Annotated in this window: 18 protein-coding genes; 16 read left to right on the forward strand and 2 right to left on the reverse strand. The window is 61.0% G+C overall.

The features are described 5' to 3' along the window. Positions 1–67 precede the first annotated feature (67 nt). The 16 genes from PMI32_RS25605 (at position 68) to PMI32_RS0128660 (ending at position 16,137) form a co-directional block, all read left to right on the forward strand. Positions 68–802: a glycosyltransferase family 2 protein gene (locus PMI32_RS25605; protein WP_008025129.1), complete on the forward strand. Its 735-nt coding sequence runs from the start codon at positions 68–70 to the stop codon at positions 800–802. Beyond that, positions 799–1,746, forward strand: a complete 948-nt coding sequence (locus PMI32_RS25600) for a lysophospholipid acyltransferase family protein (protein ID WP_008025131.1) — start codon at positions 799–801, stop codon at positions 1,744–1,746. Before PMI32_RS25605 ends, PMI32_RS25600 begins: the two co-directional genes overlap by 4 nt. Beyond that, entirely contained in the window at positions 1,727–3,271 is a 1,545-nt protein-coding gene (locus PMI32_RS25595) for an HAL/PAL/TAL family ammonia-lyase (protein WP_008025133.1), read from the forward strand. Before PMI32_RS25600 ends, PMI32_RS25595 begins: the two co-directional genes overlap by 20 nt. Then, positions 3,264–3,689 (forward strand): acyl-CoA thioesterase, encoded by a 426-nt coding sequence (locus PMI32_RS25590; protein WP_008025135.1) that lies wholly within the window; start codon positions 3,264–3,266, stop codon positions 3,687–3,689. Before PMI32_RS25595 ends, PMI32_RS25590 begins: the two co-directional genes overlap by 8 nt. After that, a complete protein-coding gene (locus tag PMI32_RS25585; protein WP_008025137.1) occupies positions 3,686–4,390 on the forward strand; it encodes an outer membrane lipoprotein carrier protein LolA in 705 nt (234 codons plus the stop codon). The genes PMI32_RS25590 and PMI32_RS25585 overlap by 4 nt, the downstream gene beginning before the upstream one ends. Beyond that, on the forward strand, positions 4,374–6,713 hold the full coding sequence (locus PMI32_RS25580; protein WP_008025139.1) for an MMPL family transporter: 2,340 nt from the start codon (positions 4,374–4,376) through the stop codon (positions 6,711–6,713). Before PMI32_RS25585 ends, PMI32_RS25580 begins: the two co-directional genes overlap by 17 nt. Next, a complete protein-coding gene (locus tag PMI32_RS25575; protein ID WP_008025140.1) occupies positions 6,713–7,870 on the forward strand; it encodes a cation:proton antiporter in 1,158 nt (385 codons plus the stop codon). The genes PMI32_RS25580 and PMI32_RS25575 overlap by 1 nt, the downstream gene beginning before the upstream one ends. Further along, a complete protein-coding gene (locus PMI32_RS25570) occupies positions 7,857–9,104 on the forward strand; it encodes an NAD(P)/FAD-dependent oxidoreductase (protein WP_008025141.1) in 1,248 nt (415 codons plus the stop codon). Before PMI32_RS25575 ends, PMI32_RS25570 begins: the two co-directional genes overlap by 14 nt. Next, positions 9,101–9,826, forward strand: a complete 726-nt coding sequence (locus PMI32_RS25565; RefSeq protein ID WP_008025142.1) for a class I SAM-dependent methyltransferase — start codon at positions 9,101–9,103, stop codon at positions 9,824–9,826. Before PMI32_RS25570 ends, PMI32_RS25565 begins: the two co-directional genes overlap by 4 nt. Then, entirely contained in the window at positions 9,826–10,431 is a 606-nt protein-coding gene (locus PMI32_RS0128655; RefSeq protein WP_008025143.1) for a hypothetical protein, read from the forward strand. The genes PMI32_RS25565 and PMI32_RS0128655 overlap by 1 nt, the downstream gene beginning before the upstream one ends. Beyond that, on the forward strand, positions 10,428–11,624 hold the full coding sequence (locus tag PMI32_RS25560) for a beta-ketoacyl-[acyl-carrier-protein] synthase family protein (RefSeq protein ID WP_008025144.1): 1,197 nt from the start codon (positions 10,428–10,430) through the stop codon (positions 11,622–11,624). Before PMI32_RS0128655 ends, PMI32_RS25560 begins: the two co-directional genes overlap by 4 nt. Beyond that, positions 11,621–12,097 (forward strand): hotdog family protein, encoded by a 477-nt coding sequence (locus tag PMI32_RS25555; protein WP_008025146.1) that lies wholly within the window; start codon positions 11,621–11,623, stop codon positions 12,095–12,097. Before PMI32_RS25560 ends, PMI32_RS25555 begins: the two co-directional genes overlap by 4 nt. Further along, positions 12,094–12,822, forward strand: coding sequence for a 3-oxoacyl-ACP reductase FabG (gene fabG, locus PMI32_RS25550; RefSeq protein ID WP_008025148.1), 729 nt, complete (start codon positions 12,094–12,096; stop codon positions 12,820–12,822). The genes PMI32_RS25555 and fabG overlap by 4 nt, the downstream gene beginning before the upstream one ends. Beyond that, positions 12,822–14,048, forward strand: a complete 1,227-nt coding sequence (locus PMI32_RS25545) for a beta-ketoacyl-ACP synthase (protein ID WP_008025151.1) — start codon at positions 12,822–12,824, stop codon at positions 14,046–14,048. The genes fabG and PMI32_RS25545 overlap by 1 nt, the downstream gene beginning before the upstream one ends. A 230-nt stretch (positions 14,049–14,278) precedes the next feature. Further along, entirely contained in the window at positions 14,279–15,427 is a 1,149-nt protein-coding gene (locus PMI32_RS25540; RefSeq protein ID WP_008025153.1) for a DUF2515 family protein, read from the forward strand. Continuing rightward, positions 15,424–16,137 (forward strand): hypothetical protein, encoded by a 714-nt coding sequence (locus PMI32_RS0128660; protein ID WP_032828584.1) that lies wholly within the window; start codon positions 15,424–15,426, stop codon positions 16,135–16,137. Before PMI32_RS25540 ends, PMI32_RS0128660 begins: the two co-directional genes overlap by 4 nt. A gap of 79 nt (positions 16,138–16,216) precedes the next feature. On the opposite strand, the gene PMI32_RS25535 is transcribed toward PMI32_RS0128660, so the two are convergent. Both PMI32_RS25535 and PMI32_RS25530 read right to left on the reverse strand, forming a co-directional pair. Further along, positions 16,217–16,480 (reverse strand): DUF6124 family protein, encoded by a 264-nt coding sequence (locus tag PMI32_RS25535; RefSeq protein WP_008025157.1) that lies wholly within the window; start codon positions 16,478–16,480, stop codon positions 16,217–16,219. A 466-nt stretch (positions 16,481–16,946) separates the two neighbouring features. Beyond that, positions 16,947–17,849, reverse strand: a complete 903-nt coding sequence (locus tag PMI32_RS25530; protein ID WP_008025158.1) for a LysR family transcriptional regulator — start codon at positions 17,847–17,849, stop codon at positions 16,947–16,949. Positions 17,850–17,895: the final 46 nt, after the last annotated feature.

Genomic DNA, 17,895 nt, shown 5'->3' on the forward strand with positions numbered 1-17,895 from the left:
ACGAATCTAGTGTGGGAGCGAGCCTGCTCGCGATGCAGGCAACTCGGTCTTGCGGGTGTAACCCAACATGCATAACCCCTGCGCCGTCGTGCCCGTCTACAACCACGAAACCGCCATCACCACGGTGGTCGACGCCCTGATTACCTGCGGCCTGCCGTGCATTCTGGTGGACGATGCCAGCAGCCCGGCCTGTGCAAAGGTGCTCGATCGCCTGGCTGAGCGCGAGATGGTCTACCTGATCCGCCTCGCCGCCAACCAGGGCAAGGGCGGTGCGGTCATGACCGGTCTGCGCGAAGCCTCACGCCTGGGCTTCAGCCACGCCTTGCAGGTGGACGCCGACGGTCAACACGACCTGCAAGACGTCGCGACGTTCATCGAGCACTCACGCACCCATCCGCGAGAAGTGATCTGCGGCTATCCGCAATACGACGCCAGTGTGCCGAAAGGTCGGTTGTATGCCCGCTACCTGACGCACGTGATGGTGTGGATCAACACCTTGTCGTTGCAGATTCGCGATTCCATGTGCGGTTTCCGCGTCTATCCATTGTCACCGACCCTGGCCGTGATCGAATCGGCCAAAGTCGGCAAGCGCATGGACTTCGACTCGGACATTCTGGTGCGCCTGTCCTGGCGCAATCAGCCGATGCAGTGGTTGCCCACCAAGGTGCATTACCCGCTGGACGGCGTCTCGCATTTCCGCATGTTCCACGACAATGTGCTGATTTCGAGCATGCACACCCGGTTGTTCTTCGGCATGTTGCTGCGGGCGCCGGTGATCCTCTGGCGACGGTGGCGAGCATGAGCAGCAACGTCGACAAAAAGCATTGGGCCGACCGCGAGGAGCGCGGCAGTTTCTGGCTGATGAAGCTCACTGCGTTCGGCGCCAAAGTCCTTGGCCGCCGACTGTTGAGCCCGCTGTTGTACGGCATCGTTCTGTACTTTTTCCTGTTCGGGCGCAGCGCTCGCCGCAGTGCCTGGCAATACCAGCAACGCCTCGCCGACTGGAGCGCTCGCACTGAGTTGCGCCCGACCCATTGGCGGGTATTCGGCCAGTTCATGGCCTTCGCTGATTCGATGCTCGACAAACTCGACGTGTGGAACGGCAAGTTGAGCATCGAGCAGATCGAAATCGTCGACCCGGCGTTGCTGCGCAATCAGTTGCGTGGCAGCCGCGGGCAACTGCTGGTGGGCGCACACCTGGGCAATCTCGAAGTCTGCCGCGCACTGGCGGAGATCGGCGAAAAAGTCACGATGAACGTGCTGGTGCACACCAAGCACGCCGAGCAGTTCAACCGTCTGCTGGGCGAAGCCGGGGCCACCAATCTGCGGCTGATTCAGGTCAGCGAACTGGACCCGGTGATCATGCTGCAACTGCACGAGCGCCTGGAGCGCGGCGAATGGCTGGCGATTGCCGGTGATCGCGTGCCGTTGCACGGCGGTCGCAGCGTGACCGTGGATTTCCTTGGCCATCCGGCAAAGTTTCCGCAGGGCCCGTGGTTGTTGGCCGGCCTGTTGAAATGCCCGGTCAACCTGATGCTGTGCCTGAAGAAACCCGACGGCGATTATCGACTGACCCTCGAACCGTTCGCCGACTCGATCACCTGGAAGCGCAGCGACCGCGAGCAGGTCATTCATCAGTGGGCGACCCGCTACGCCGAACGCCTGGGTCACTATTGCCTTGAAGCACCTCAACAATGGTTCAACTTTTACCCTTTCTGGAAGACCGATGACGACGCCAACGCTTGAGCCGGTAACCTTCGGCGAACTCCCTTTGCGCATCGAAGACGTGCTGGCCCTGGCCAACCGTCAGGTGCCGACGCAGTTGCAGGCTGACCCTGCGTACCGCGAGCGCATCGCCAAGGGCGCACGATTCCTCGATTCCCTGCTGGACAAGGAAGGCGTGATTTATGGCGTGACCACCGGTTACGGCGATTCCTGCGTGGTCGCGGTGCCGCTGCATCACGTCGAAGCGTTGCCGCGTCATCTGTACACGTTCCACGGTTGCGGCCTGGGCAAACTGCTCGACGCCCAAGCCACTCGCGCGGTGCTGGCTGCACGCTTGCAGTCGCTGTGCCACGGCGTGTCGGGGGTTCGCATCGAGCTGCTGGAACGCCTGCAAGCATTCCTTGAACACGACATTTTGCCGCTGATCCCGGAAGAAGGTTCGGTGGGCGCCAGCGGTGATCTGACGCCGCTGTCCTATGTCGCGGCGACCTTGTCCGGCGAGCGCGAAGTGATTTTCCGCGGCGAACGCCGCCAGGCCGCCGATGTGCACCGCGAACTCGGTTGGGAGCCGCTGGTACTGCGCCCCAAAGAAGCGCTGGCGCTGATGAACGGCACCGCCGTCATGACCGGCCTCGCCTGCCTGGCTTATGCCCGCGCCGACTACCTGCTGCAACTGGCAACGCGCATCACCGCGCTGAACGTGGTCGCGCTGCAAGGCAATCCGGAGCACTTCGACGAGCGCCTGTTCGCCACCAAACCGCATCCGGGGCAAATGCAGGTCGCCGCGTGGCTGCGCAAGGATCTGGCGATCGACGCGCCGACCGCGCCGCTGCATCGTCTGCAAGACCGCTATTCCCTGCGCTGTGCGCCGCACGTACTGGGCGTCTTGGCCGACAGCCTGAACTGGCTGCGTTCGTTCATCGAGATCGAACTCAACAGCGCCAACGACAACCCGATCATCGATGCCGAAGCCGAGCGCGTGCTGCACGGCGGGCATTTCTACGGCGGCCACATCGCGTTCGCCATGGACAGCCTGAAAAACCTGGTGGCCAACGTGGCTGACCTGCTCGACCGTCAACTCGCGTTGCTGGTGGACGAGCGTTACAACCATGGCTTGCCGAGCAACCTTTCCGGCGCCACGGCAGATCGCGCGATGCTCAACCACGGCTTCAAAGCCGTGCAGATCGGCACCAGCGCCTGGACCGCCGAAGCGTTGAAAAACACCATGCCGGCCAGCGTGTTTTCACGCTCCACCGAATGCCACAACCAGGACAAAGTGAGCATGGGCACCATCGCTGCCCGCGATGCCATTCGTGTGCTGGAGCTGACCGAACAGGTCGCCGCCGCCACGCTGCTCGCCGCCAATCAGGGCGTGTGGCTGCGCAGCAAGGCCGAGGACGCGCGCCCGTTGCCGCCGGCCCTTGCTGCCATGCATGAAGAGCTGGCCAAGGACTTCCCGCCGGTCATCGAAGACCGCGCGCTGGAAGGTGAATTGCGCCTGTGCCTGAAACGGATTGCCGAGCAACACTGGAGGCTGCATGCGTAGCAAGGGAGTGCTTCACACCGATACGGAAATCCTCGTGCCGTTCTTTGACGTCGACAGCATGAACGTGGTCTGGCACGGCCATTACATCAAGTACCTGGAAATCGCCCGTTGTGCGCTGCTGGATAAAATCGGCCACAACTACACGGCCATGTCCGAGTCGGGCTATGCCTGGCCGGTGATCGACCTGCAATTGCGCTATGTGCGTGGTGCGGTGTTCGGCCAAAAGCTGAACGTGCGCGCCAATCTGGTGGAGTGGGAGAACCGGCTGAAGATCAACTACCTGATCAGCGACCTGGAAACCGGCGAACGCTTGACCCGCGCCGTCTCCGTGCAGGTTGCAGTCGACATGAGCAGCCGTGAGATGCAATTGGCTTCGCCAAAAATCTTCACCGATGCCGTCGCAAGGGCCCTGTCATGATTTTCTGCCACCCCCGTTCCCCTGTAGGAGCCGGCTTGCCGGCGATGGTCGTTAACGATGACGCTGGACACCTGACACTCCGCGGCGCTCTCAGGTTTTTCGCGAGCAAGCTCGCTCCTACAGTGTTGTGCCTGCTGCTGGGCATTCCAGGCCTGGCCCATGCCTTCGATCTGCAACAGCTCAGCGATCAACTGGCCAAACCCGATGTGATCCACGGCCACTTCATCCAGGAAAAACACCTGCGCGCCCTGCCCCAGCCGCTGACCAGCAAAGGCACCTTCGTTCTCGCAAAAAACCACGGTCTGCTGTGGTTGCTGAAAACTCCGCTGCAACAGGATTACCGCATCACCGGCAAAGGCATTGCGCGACGTGACGCCAGCGGCTGGCAAATGCTGCCCGGCAAGAGTGCCGGCACCGAGCAGAACCGCTTGTTCCTCGCCGTGCTGCAAGGCGACAGCAGCGGGCTGCAACGGGACTTCGAACTGTCGCTGAGCGGTGAGGCGCAGAACTGGAAACTGACGCTGACCCCGCGTTCGCTGCTGCTCAAGCAGGTGTTCAATCAGATCAACATCACCGGTGGCGAATTGGTGAACACCATCGAACTGCTGGAAACCCAGGGTGACAGCACCTTGCTGCGGATGCAGGACAGCACCAGCACCCAACCGTTGAGCGACGCGGAGCAACATGACTTTGCCGAGTGAACGCACGCTTCCACGGCTGTTTCTGATCCTGCTGCTGGCGGTGCTCGCGCTCGCCGGTTGGCAATGGCGGGACGGTGCGCCGCTGTCCGCCAACCTGATGGAACTGGTGCCGGGCACGGCGCCAGACGCACTGGAGCTGCGCGCCGAACAACGCATGCAAGAGCCGCTGAACCGCGAAATGCTGGTGCTGGTCGGTCACACCGATCGCCAGCAAGCCGTCGCCATGGCGCAGAAACTGGGCGAGCAATGGCAGGCCAGCGGTTTGTTCGAAAAGGTCCAGTGGACCCTGCAAGCCGACTTGCCGGCGCTGCGCACGCAACTGCTGCAAGGCCGGTTGGCGATGCTCTCGGCAGCGGATCGCCAGCAATTGATCGAGCACCCCGACGCGTTCATCCAGCAACGGGTGCAGGCATTGTTCGACCCATTCACCGGTTTCAGCCTGGTGGCGAGCCAGGATGACTGGCTGGGCCTGACCGGGCGCATCCAGAACAGCCAGCCGCAACACGGTTCGGTGCAACTGGACATTGGCAGCGGCGCGCTGGTTGCCGATGCCGACGGCAAGAGCTGGGTGTTGCTGCGGGCGCGCACCACCGGCAACGCTTTCGACATGAACCTGCCGCTGCAAGTGGCCGATCTGCTCAAGCACAGCCGTGAAGAAGCGGCCCAGGCTGACGTGCAACTGCTGGCCGCCAGCGGTTTGCTCTACGCGGCCAACGGGCAGCGGCAAGCCACACGCGAGATAACCTGGGTCGGCGGTGGTGCCACCGTCGGTATTCTGTTGCTGTTGTTGCTGGCCTTCCGCCGTTTGCGCGTATTGCTGGCATTCGTCCCGGTGCTGGTGGGCATGCTGTTCGGCGCGGTGGCGTGCGTGGCGCTGTTCGGCCATATGCATGTGATGACGCTGGTGCTCGGCTCCAGCCTGATCGGCGTCGCGGTCGATTACCCGCTGCACTATTTGTCCAAGAGCTGGAGCCTGAAACCCTGGCACAGCTGGCCGGCGTTGCGCCTGACCTTGCCGGGGCTGACGCTGAGCCTGATCACCAGTTGCATCGGTTACCTCGCGCTGGCCTGGACCCCGTTCCCGGCCCTGACCCAGATCGCCGTGTTCTCCGCCGCCGGCCTGCTCGGCGCCTACCTGTCGGCGGTGTGCCTGTTGCCTGCGCTGCTCAAGGGTTCGGATTTGCGCCCGGCGCAATGGCCATTGCGCGTCGCCGAGTATTTGCTGGCGCTGCGCGAAAGGCTGTTGAAATTCGCCCGTACGCCCGTGCTGCTGGTGCTGCTGATTGCCTTCTGCGTGGGCGGTCTGTTGCAGCTCGATACCAAAAACGATATTCGCCAATGGGTCGGCGCACCGCAGCAATTGACCGACGAAGCCCAGACCATTGCGCGCATCACCGGCTACCAACCCACCAGCCAGTTCTTCCTGGTGCGAGCGGCCAATCAACAAGCATTGCTCGAACGCCAAACCGCGTTGAGTGAGCGGCTGGATCAGTTGGTCAATCTGAACAAACTTCAAGGCTATCTGTCGCTGAATCAACTGGTCAGCCAGCCCAGCGAGCAACGGCAAGTGCGCGAAGCGCTGAACAAGTTGCCGGCGTTCTGGCAACCGCTGCTCGACGTCGGCGTGCCCGTCGAAGCACTGAAAACCGAATTGGCGAAGCTGCAGGCACTGCCGGTTGAAGACATCGACAGCGCACTGACCGGTCCGCTGGCCGAACCCTATCGCACGCTATGGCTGGGTCCGACCGAGGACGGCGTGGCGGCGATGGTCAGCCTGCAAGGCCTGAACAACCCTGCACTGCTGCGGGTGCAGGCGCTGGACTTGCCGGGGGTGGAACTGGTGGATCGTCTGGGCGAATTGAATAACGTGTTCGCCAAAACCCAGATCAGCGCTGCGGAACTGAAACTCGCCTCCTGCGTGCTGATCGTACTGGTGCTGATCCTGCCGTTCGGCCTTGGCGGCGCCTTGCGCATCGTCGCCCTGCCGTTGCTGGCGGCGCTGTGCAGCCTCGCCAGTCTCGGCTGGCTCGGACAGCCGCTGACGTTGTTCAGCCTGTTCGGCCTGCTGCTGGTGACGGCGATCAGCGTCGATTACGCGATCCTCATGCGCGAACAGGTCGGCGGCGCCGCCGTCAGCCTGCTGGGCACCTTGCTGGCGGCGTTGACCACGTGGCTGTCGTTCGGATTGCTGGCCGTGTCCAGCACGCCAGCGGTGAGCAACTTCGGGTTGTCGGTGAGCCTCGGCCTGGCGTTCAGCTTCATCCTCGCGCCGTGGGCCGGACGGCACGTGCAAGCGGCCACGGTCGCGGAGTCTGCTGCGTGATGGTCGTGTTGTTCTGGGCAATGGCCCTGGCGCTGTTCGCCGTGGCCACGCGTGTCGGGCGCCACTTCGGTTTGATCCCGATCGTCAGTCAGTTATTGCTGGCCACCGTCGGTTTGCCGCTGCTGATGTACTTCTGGATCGAACCTCAATGGCACTTGAGCGGCGCGACGCTGGTCGCACCGATCTGGCTGAAAAACCTCTACAGCCTGAGTTTCGCGCTATTGCTGGGCTACATCCTCAGCGACGTGATCGACCTGCGCCTGGACCGCCAGAGCCTGAAAATCGCCCTGCCGAGTTTCTGCATTCCGTTCGCCGGCGGGCTCGCGACAGCGATCTGGCTGCTGCCGCCACAGCCGTGGATCAGCTCTTTGGCGGTCGGCCTGCTATTCGCCATTACCGCGATTCCGGTGTTGTACCTGTACCTTCGGCATATCGATTACCCGGTCGCCGCGACCCGGCGCCTGGTACAAACCGCGATCCTTATCGACCTCACGTGCTGGACCGTGTTCGCCATCGCCCAAGGCAGCCTGCACTTGAGCAGTTTGCTGCTGCCCTTGGTCTGCGCATGTGTGCCCTTGCTGCTGCGGGTACTCGGCTTGCGCCAGCCACGGCTCTACAGCGGGTGTTTCTTCGCGTTGCTGGTGGTGGCCGAGCACTACAAGCTCAATGCGCTGATTGTCGGCATCGGTTACTTGTTGTGCATGGCCGCGCTGAAGGTGCCGCTGGTGCTGCCAATGCCGGCGGCGTGGATGAATCGCCTGCAGACCTGGATCGCGATCCCGCTGATCCTGACGTTCGGCATCGTGCAGATCAACGTCCACAGCGCCATGGACAGCCTGAGCTGGGCGCAACTGGCTGCGCTGCTGCTGTTCCCGATTGCCAGCAAACTGCTGGGCAACTGGCTGGGACTTGGCTGGGCCGGTGCTTCGTTTGCGGGCGCCAGCCGCTGGCGCGAAAGTGTGCTGCTCAATATTCGCGGCTTGAGCGAGATCGTCTTTCTCAACCTGCTGCTGCAACAACAGCTCATCAGCCCGCCGCTGTACTTTGCGCTGATGCTGATGGGTCTTATCGCGACATTGCTGCCGGCATTGGCCGGCATGCACCGAATCCCTTTGAAAGCTGCCGTCCCGGCAAGGAGCCCCCATGCCAATCGTTGAAATGGAACGTCGTCAGGTAGTGATCATCGGCGCCGGCCCATCGGGCGCCATCGCCGCCGCGCTGCTCAAGCGCAAGGGCCACGATGTTCTGGTGATCGAACGCCAGCATTTCCCACGGTTCTCCATCGGCGAAAGCCTGCTGTCGCACTGCCTGGATTTCGTCGAAGAAGCCGGCATGCTCGAAGCGGTCAATGCGGCTGGTTTCCAGCTGAAAACCGGTGCGGCGTTCGCCTGGGGCGAGCAGTACAGCGCCTTCGATTTCGGCGACACCTTCAGCAACGGCAAGCCGACCACGTTTCAAGTCCAGCGCGCCGATTTCGACAAACTGCTGGCCGATCAAGCCGCGCTGCAAGGCGCGGAAATCCGCTATGGCGAAGCGATCGTCAGCGTCGATGTCGAGCGGGAAATACCGCTGCTCGGCGTGCAGCGCGAGGACGGCAGCGAGTACCACGTCGAGGCTGATTTCATGCTCGATGCCAGCGGCTACGGCCGCGTCCTGCCGCGCCTGCTCGACCTTGAGGCACCCTCGAATTTCCCGGTGCGCCAAGCGGTATTCACCCACGTCGAAGACCACATCGACCACCCGGGTTTCGACCGCACGAAAATCCTCGTCACCACGCATCCAACCGAACGCGATGTCTGGTTCTGGACCATCCCGTTCAGCAACGGCCGCTGCTCGGTGGGCGTGGTCGCAGCGGCGGAGCATTTCGCCGGTCGTGCCTATAATCTGGACGATTGTCTGCGCGGTTTCATTGCAGAGACGCCAAGCCTCTCCAGCGTGTTGAACAACGCGGTGTGGGATACACCGGTGCGCACCATCGGCGGCTATTCGGCCAACGTCAAAACCCTGCACGGCCCGGGTTTTGCGCTGCTGGGCAACGCGGCAGAATTTCTCGACCCGGTGTTCTCCTCCGGCGTGACCATCGCCATGCGTTCGGCGAGCATGGCCGCCGGGGTTTTGCATCGCCAGCTGCAAGGTGAACGTGTCGACTGGCAAACCGAGTTCGCCACACCGCTCAAGCGCGGCGTCGACACCTTCCGCTGCTACGTTGAAGGCTGGTATGCCGGGACGTTCCAGGACGTGATCTTCCATCCGGACAGCTCGCCGGACATCCGTCGCATGATCAGTTCGATCCTCGCCGGTTATGCCTGGGATGAACGCAATCCGTTCGTCGCCGAACCGAAACGCCGACTGCGGATGCTGTCGGAACTCTGTGCAAGGGATGCCACATGAGCTACTTGAGCGACAACTACGTTGAGGAAACCCGCTTCGGGTTCTGGTTCCTGCGCAGCCACACCTGGCAGCACCATGTGCTGCGTGTGGCGATCAATGACCTGCGCAGCCTGTTCAGCGAACCGTTGCCCGCCCATCCGGTGTTGCTGGATGCCGGTTGCGGCCAGGGCAAGTCGTTCCAGTACCTGCGCCAGACCTTTGCGCCACAGCGCCTGATCGGCGTGGACGCCGACCCGCACAGCCTCGACCTGAGCGGCGCAGAAGCCACCCGTCAGGGCATGGACGTGGAGTTGATCGGCAGCGACTGCGCCACGCTGGCCGTGCCGGATGCCAGCGTCGACCTGCTGTTCTGCCACCAGACCTTCCATCATCTGGTGGAACAGGACAAAGCGCTCGCCGAGTTCTACCGTGTGCTCAAGCCCGGTGGTTATCTGCTGTTCGCCGAATCCACCGAGGCTTACATTGATACTTGGGTGATCCGCTGGTTGTTCCGCCATCCGATGCATGTGCAGAAGAGCGCCGCGGGGTACCTTGAAATGATTCGTCGCCAGGGTTTCGAATTCGGCCCGCACAACGTGTCTTATCCTTACTTGTGGTGGAGTCGCGCCAAGGATTTCGGCCTGCTTGAACGCTGGGGTCTGCGCCAGCCAAAACCCTTCGGCCAACGGGAAGAAACCCTGGTCAATGTGGTGGCGCGCAAACCGCTTGAAGGTGCTGTGTGATGTCTAGTGCAACTCAAAACTGTAGGAGCGAGCCTGCTCGCGATAGCGGTGTGTCAGTCAGCATAAATGTCGACTGTATGGCCGCCATCGCGAGCAGGCTCACTCCCACAGGGTATGCGGCGGTGTTGAGATTTTTGCTCATTGGCGCGGTCCTGCTGATCAGCGCCTGCGCCAGCAAGGCACCGCTGCCCGAGCAAACCCCGAGCCTGCCGTTGCCGCAGCAATTGCACATCCAGCGTCTGGCGGACGGCCAGCGTCAGGATTGGGTACTGGTGATTGCGCGTGAAGGCCCGGGCATTCGCTGGTCGATGATGGACCTGCTGGGCATTCCACAGGCGCGTCAAAAACTGATCGACGGTCAATGGCAAGCGGACGGCCTGTTGCCGCCCAACCCGGAAGCCCGTGAGCTGTTCGCGGCGTTGGTGTTTGCGCTGACGCCCAAGGATGAATTGCGCGGCAACTACCCAACGGCCTGGCAGCATGGCGCACAACGCTCCCTGCCCGAGTACTGGGAAGTCCGTTATTCACAACCGATGAGCTTTGAATTGAACCTGCCCAAAGGTCCGACGTACCAAGTCACGCCCCTGTCCGGTGAGACACCATGACCGCCTACCTGAACGCCCTCGGGGTGATCTGCGCCCTGGGCCGCGACAAGCACGAAGTTGCGCGCAACCTGTTTGCCGGCGATTGCTCCGGCATGCGCAGCGAGTCTGGCTGGGTGCCGGAACGTTCGTTGCCGGTGGCCGCAGTGCGCGGTGCACTGGCGCCGATCCCGGCGGAACTGGTAAAGCAAAGCACCCGCAACAATCAGTTGTTGCTGGAAGCGGCGCTGCAAATCCGCGGCGATATCGATCAGGCGATCCAGACCTACGGCCGCGACCGCATCGGCGTGATCCTCGGCACCAGCACATCCGGCATCGATGAAGCCAGTCGCGGCCTGGCTCATTACATCCGCGAGCATCAGTTCCCGGACTATTACGACTATCAGCAACAGGAACTCGGCGCACCGGCGAATTTCCTTGCCGACTGGCTGCAACTCAGCGGCCCGGCTTATGTGATTTCCACCGCCTGCACCTCCAGCGCCCGGGCACTGATGAGTGCCCAGCGCCTGTTGGACCTGGGCCTGTGCGACGCGGTGTTGTGCGGCGGCGTCGACAGTTTGTGCAAATTGACCCTCAACGGCTTCTCGGCGTTGGAAGCGGTGTCCGAACAACGTTGCAACCCGTTTTCGGTCAACCGCAACGGCATCAACATCGGCGAAGCGGCGGTGCTGTTCCTGATGACCAAAGTGCCTGGCGATAAACCATCGATTGCACTGCTCGGCAGTGGCGCCAGCTCAGATGCGCACCACATTTCCGCGCCGGAACCGGCCGGCCGTGGCGCCCTGCAAGCGATGCGCAAGGCCCTGGGCCGCGCAAACCTGCAACCCGAACAGATCGGTTACCTGAACCTGCACGGCACCGCCACGCAACACAATGACGCCATGGAAAGCCTCGCGGTGTCCGCCTTGTTTCCGGCCGGCGTGCCGTGTTCTTCGACCAAACCGATGACCGGTCACACCCTCGGCGCGGCCGGCGCGCTGGAAGCGGCGTTCTGCTGGTTGAGCCTGAGCGCTGACAATCAAAAACATACGTTGCCGCCACATGTCTGGGACGGCCAGCCTGACCCGCAACTGCCAGCCCTGAATTGGGTGACCCCGGCCGATCGCCTGGCGTCCATTGCACCTCGCTACCTGATGAGCAATTCCTTTGCCTTCGGTGGCAATAACGTCAGCCTGATTATCGGAGACGCCCCATGATTGACTGGCCGCTCGCCGAACTGCTGCCGCACGCTGGCGACATGATCCTCATCGATCAGATCCTCGCGTTCGATGACGAGCAGATCCACACCCGCCTCACCGTCAAGCCCGATGGCCTGTTCAACCGTCCCGACGGCAGCCTGCCGGCGTGGGTCGGCATCGAACTGATGGCCCAGAGCGTCGCCGCCTTCGCCGGCTGCCATGCGCGCCAGCGAGGTGATGCGGTGGAGCTGGGCTTCCTGCTCGGCACCCGCAAATTCGAATGCAATGTCGAACACTTTCCCGCCGGCACCGAGCTGACTATCCATGGTCTGCGTTCGCTGGAAGACGACAACGGCATGGGCGTGTTCGAATGCCACATCAACGCCCCCGGCATTCACGCTACCGCCCGTCTGAACGTGTTTCGTCCACCGCAAGCCGCTCAATATCTTCATGAAACTCCACAAGGCTTTTCACAAGGAACGCAGGCATGACTGAATCCGTACTGGTCACCGGTTCCAGCCGTGGCATCGGCCGCGCTATCGCGTTGCGTCTGGCTCAGGCCGGGCATGACATCGTGCTGCATTGCCGCAGCGGGCTTGCTGACGCCCTCGCGGTGAAAGCCGAAATCGAAGCGATTGGCCGAAACGTGCGCGTCCTGCAATTCGACGTGTCCGACCGCGCCAGCTGCAAAGCCATTCTCGAAGCCGACGTGGAAAGCCATGGCGCCTATTACGGCGTGGTGCTCAACGCCGGCCTGACGCGTGACGGTGCTTTTCCGGCGCTGAGCGAGGATGATTGGGATGTGGTGATGCGCACCAACCTCGACGGTTTCTACAACGTGCTGCACCCGGTGATGATGCCGATGATCCGTCGTCGCGCCGCCGGGCGAATCGTTTGCATCACCTCGGTTTCCGGTTTGATCGGCAATCGCGGGCAGGTCAATTACAGTGCCTCCAAGGCCGGTTTGATCGGCGCGGCAAAAGCGTTGGCGATTGAACTGGGCAAGCGCAAAATCACCGTCAATTGCGTCGCACCCGGCCTGATCGACACCGCCATGCTCGACGAAAACGTGCCAGTGGAAGAACTGATGAAAATGATTCCCGCACAGCGCATGGGCACCCCGGAAGAGGTGGCCGGCGCGGTGAATTTCCTGATGTCGGCGGAAGCGTCGTACATCACCCGGCAGGTTCTGGCCGTCAACGGAGGCCTGTGCTGATGAAGCGCGTCGTCGTCACCGGCATGGCCGGCATCACCTCACTGGGCAGCGATTGGGAGACCATCGCCGGCAACTTCGCAGCCAACCGCAGCGGCATCCGCCGCATGGACGAGTGGGACCGTTTCACCGAGCTCAACACGCGCCTGGCAGGTCCCATTGATGATTTCAAAGTGCCGAGCCACTGGACCCGCAAACAACTGCGCAGCATGGGCCGCGTCTCGCGCCTGGCCGTCGGCGCGGCGGAACAGGCATTGGCCGATGCCGGTTTGCTCGGTGACCCTTCGATCAAGGACGGGCGCATGGGCGTCGCCTGCGGCTCATCCACCGGCAGCACCGACGAAATCAAGGCATTCGGCAACATGCTGCTCAACTCGGTGGCCGAAGGCCTGAACGCCAACTCCTACGTGCGCATGATGCCGCACACCACGGCGGCGAACATCAGCATCTTTTTCGGCCTCACCGGCCGATTGATCCCGACCTCCAGCGCTTGCACCAGTGGCAGCCAAGGCATCGGTTATGCCTACGAATCGATCAAGTTCGGCCGCTTGCCATTGATGCTCGCCGGCGGCGCCGAAGAGCTGTGCCCCACCGAAGCCATGGTCTTCGACGCGCTCTACGCCACCAGCCTGAAAAACGACGCGCCGCAGACGTCACCACGCCCTTACGACAGCGGTCGCGATGGCCTGGTGATCGGTGAAGGCGGCGGCATGCTGGTGCTGGAAGAGCTCGAACACGCGCTGGCACGCGGCGCACACATACACGCCGAACTCGTCGGCTTCGGCAGCAACGCCGACGGCCAGCACACCACCCGTCCAGAGCAGGCCACCATGCGCCGCGCGATGGAGCTGGCCCTGGAAGACGCCGGTTTGCAGCCATCGGACATCGGCTACGTCAACGGTCACGGCACCGCGACCGAACAGGGCGACATCGCTGAAACACTGGCGACCAGCAGCCTGTTCGGCGAACACATGCCGATCAGTTCACAGAAGAGCTTCCTCGGCCACACCCTCGGCGCCTGCGGTGCACTGGAATCCTGGTTCAGCATCGAAATGATGAACCGCGATTTGTACGCACACACCTTCAACCTCGATGAGGTCGATCCGCACTGCGGCAAGCTCGATTACCTGCGCGGCGAGTTTCGGCAGATGAGCAATCAGTATGTGATGAACAACAACTTCGCGTTTGGCGGCGTCAACACCTCGCTGATCTTCAAGCGCTGGGTTTAAGCGAAATCAAATGATCGCCGCTTGCGGCGATCATTTACTCCCCCCAACAAAAAAGCTGGTTTTCGACGATGGACGAGGCGCTTGAGGATATTTCCTACACGCCTCATCGTAATTTCCTCGCGCTTTGCGCATCTCATCTGCCAGTGACTTCTGATTTTTCGTCTGCCTGATCTGAGCGGGATTTATGGCTGTTAGGGTTCAAGAATTCCCTGATAGGCAGTCCTCCAGACATGACTCAGTGTTTCAAAGTACACCCCTGCGATGAACAACGCCTGAACCACAACAGCACGCCCGTTGCTGACTGTGAATGCAAAGAAGAACTGCTTTACGGCGTCAAGACCATGGTGACCGACGTCCCCATCCTCACGTGCGCATGCCTTTGGCGTATCTACCAACGCGAAGCCGAAGAAATCGTTGCCCCCGGCGGGGTTCTGATCGCTGACCCCATGGAACGCAATCGTGTGATAAATGCCGCTTATGCTCGGCTGTGGCTGCATGACTCGAGATTCCAGTGGGCCGGGCTCGCGGCGTTTGCTTCCAAGCAGGTTGGCTGCGGACTGCTGCATGCGGCGGACAGCATTGGGCGTATTGGCGCGGAACATCAATCCCGACAGCGCGTGCGAGATAGCCGTAGTGAATTCGGGTTGTTTACACCTGACAGGATGGCCGAACAGGCCGAAGCGCTGCGTGACTACAACGAAGCGGATGCGCGTAACCCGGTTCCGTCCGTAGATCTCCGTTTCAAGGGAAATGACTTGTCGTTGGTGCAGCAACAGTTCCGGCATGTCCACGACATGATGGCGCTGGGGAACACCACGCTGTTTCTGGATATTTTCCCGCTGCATGAGTTCTATGCGAAGCGAGGCTTGAAGGAGTTGAAGAAATGCCTGGAAGTGCGAGCGGGGATTTACGGACATCCGAAGTGGCCAGTGCTTTGGCCAGCGGGGCAGAAAAAGCTCCGCTTTGGACAATTTCATCAGGAAATTATTCGTGCTTTCGAGTTGATTGATGAAGGGGATATTGCCCCAAGCGTGGAGTTTCTGGCGTGGCATGAGCAGCGCAACATCCTCCAGCCAGCCATTTACGAGGACCAGCAATTGGTGGCATTGCTGCGTACCAATCATGCTGCCTACGTGACCGGTTTTCCTACTGGCGTGGCTCAGGCTATCGAGTTGACCCTCACGAGCCAATGCCAAAGCGTTGAGGACGAACGCACCATCGGTTTTAGTTCCAACCCGCTGGCGGATTTGTCGGACATCAAGCAACGCATGCTTTTCGTACTCAGGGCTGCGGCGAGATTTAATGACATGTTAAACGACAGTAACCGAAGGGCATTAGAGCAGTCGATTCGAGAAATCGCCTCCGGTGGCGAGGCATGAACTTACGCAGCTGGCGCCGAGGAGCAGGCTGGTTGCTTCTGGCTGTTTTGGCGCTGGCCGCCATACACCAACTGAGACAGCCTTTGTGGGATGAACCGGAAGTCGCCGTGGAGATAGGCGGAACGTATGAAGAGATGCGTAATCGCTCTTCAGCCTCTTTTAGCCCGTTAATCCGTGGGCACCTGTGGCTCGGAGTTCCTATGGTGGATGCACGAATGCGATTCATCGACCCGCAGTTCGGGTTCGTCACGCCTCTGGCTCGCTTTTTCACGGTTGGATTCGACGACAATGTCATTGACGACATCCGCATGTCACCTCAAATAGAACCGTTGCTGCTCGATGATGCCCTCAAGGTCGTTCTCGACTTACAGGACCAATGGCGCGAAAAAGGCTGGGTGGCGAGGGGCCTGCGGAGCAACCCTACCATTGCCGATACACTGGAATGGCGAGCCTGGCTTCGGGACAGTGAGCGATCAGGGAGATCCTTTTGGCAGGCAGGAGACAAGTATCAAGCAATGCTGCTTCTAGGACAGTTTAGTGATTCCAGAAATCCGACCGAAGAACGCTATCTCATTACCCTTTCGGTTGCCAAACCGTGGGTACCCTTCGATGAAATTGAAGCAGGGTGGGAGCAGGTGTACTCACTGTGCCATGGAAGTCCCAAGCCACCGCCGATCCCCGAGTGTGAAGTACTCAGTGATAAACCTTGAATTCTCGGCGATGGCTGGTTGCCCAGGATCTTTAAAGCCTCACAAGCCCCTTTCGGAACGATCAATCAAGTGGTGACAGTTAGGGTGGATCAAGGTTATCCAGCACTCGGTTCACCGCCAACTCCCCGAGCATGATTGACTGCTGAATGCCCAGCAGCGTGTTGCAATGCGATCCTTCCAGATATCTCACGAAATCGCTCGCCATGACATTCGCTGATGCCAAGGATTCACAGGCGTATTCCAGCAGGGTCTGGTTGTCGATATCGGGATTGATGAGGAAGATTTTGCTTGGTTGACGTGGAGCATCCGGATCAATGTCCGGTGGATTTTTTGTTTTAGTCATATTCCGGCTTCCTTGAAAGAGGAGCCACCGAATTGCTACTAATCAAAAGGGTGGCAGCTGTGCGCAGGTTAGTAGACCGGGGAAGCGCGAAGCCGGCGCGCCCGAAGGCGCCCTGCGCACTGCTGCCATCGAGCGCAGGTATCGAAATACCTGACTGTATGGAACGCAAATACGCTTCGCAAAACCACGGGCTACTAAACCCGATCACTGGAAATCAGTGATGCGAACCAAGTTACCGATGGCCCCCAAAGCGCACAAGCCGGCGGATTCTGGCGTAGTTGTAGGCGCTGCCGCAAGGTGTTGTAGCCTCCCGGAAGCCGTCTTAGGAAACGTCCCACAACTGCTACAGAAAGAATACAAAACCTGTAGGAGCCGGCTTGCTGGCGATAGCGGTGGATCATTCAACATCGATGTCGCCTGATATTCCGCCATCGCCAGCAAGCCGGCTCCTACAGGTTTGTGTCGTTCATGATTTGAGGGGTTCGACCTTGCGCGTCAGCAGGTCCACAAACGCCTTGGCCATTGGCGATTTCTGATCCTTGCGCTGCACCAGCCACACCGCCGAAACCGCTGCAGGGTCGAGCAGAGGTCTGTACACAACGCCATCAATCCGCATCCGCTGATAAGACGCCGGCAGCACCGACACGCCGAGCCCCGCCGCCACCAACCCGATAATGGTCATCGCCTCACCCGCCTCTTGCGCAAAGTGCGGGCTGAAACCGGCATCCCGCGCCAGGCTGAGCAATTGTGCGTACAGACCACTGCCGTAACTACGTGGGAAAAATACGAACGGTTCCAGGGCCAGAGCTGACAGGAATATTCCCTCTTCACTGTCCTGCACCAGCGGATGTTTGGAGCTGAGCACGGCCACCAGCGGCTCGCGCATCAACTCCACCACGCTGAGCGAATCCGGCAAACCCAACGGCCGCATGATCCCGACCTCGATCGACTCGTCCACCAGCGCTTCGGCCACCTGGGTGCTGCTCATTTCCCGCAGGTTCAGGTGCACCGCCGGGAACCGCTGGCGGAATGAAAAAATCGCCTGGGGAATGGTCGAGTTGAACGGTGCCGACGAGGTGAAACCGATTTTGAGTTCGCCCAACTCACCGAGCTGCGCCCGCCGCGCCACATCCGCCGCTTTGTCGACCTGCGCCAGCACCAACCGGGCTTCTTCCAGAAACAATCGCCCGGCCTCACTGAGCTCGACCCGACGATTGGTACGCTCGAACAATCGCGCACCGACTTCCTGCTCCAGCGCCTGAATCTGCTGGCTCAGCGGCGGTTGCGAGATGCCCAGCACCTGGGCGGCGCGGCCGAAGTGCAGTTCTTCGGCGACGGCAATGAAGTAGCGCAGATGACGCAATTCCATGAAAACTCCATTAGGTCGTAAAACCTCTCAAACAGGTCGAACAATA

The organism is Pseudomonas sp. GM60 (assembly GCF_000282415.1).
Taxonomy (GTDB): domain Bacteria; phylum Pseudomonadota; class Gammaproteobacteria; order Pseudomonadales; family Pseudomonadaceae; genus Aquipseudomonas; species Aquipseudomonas migulae.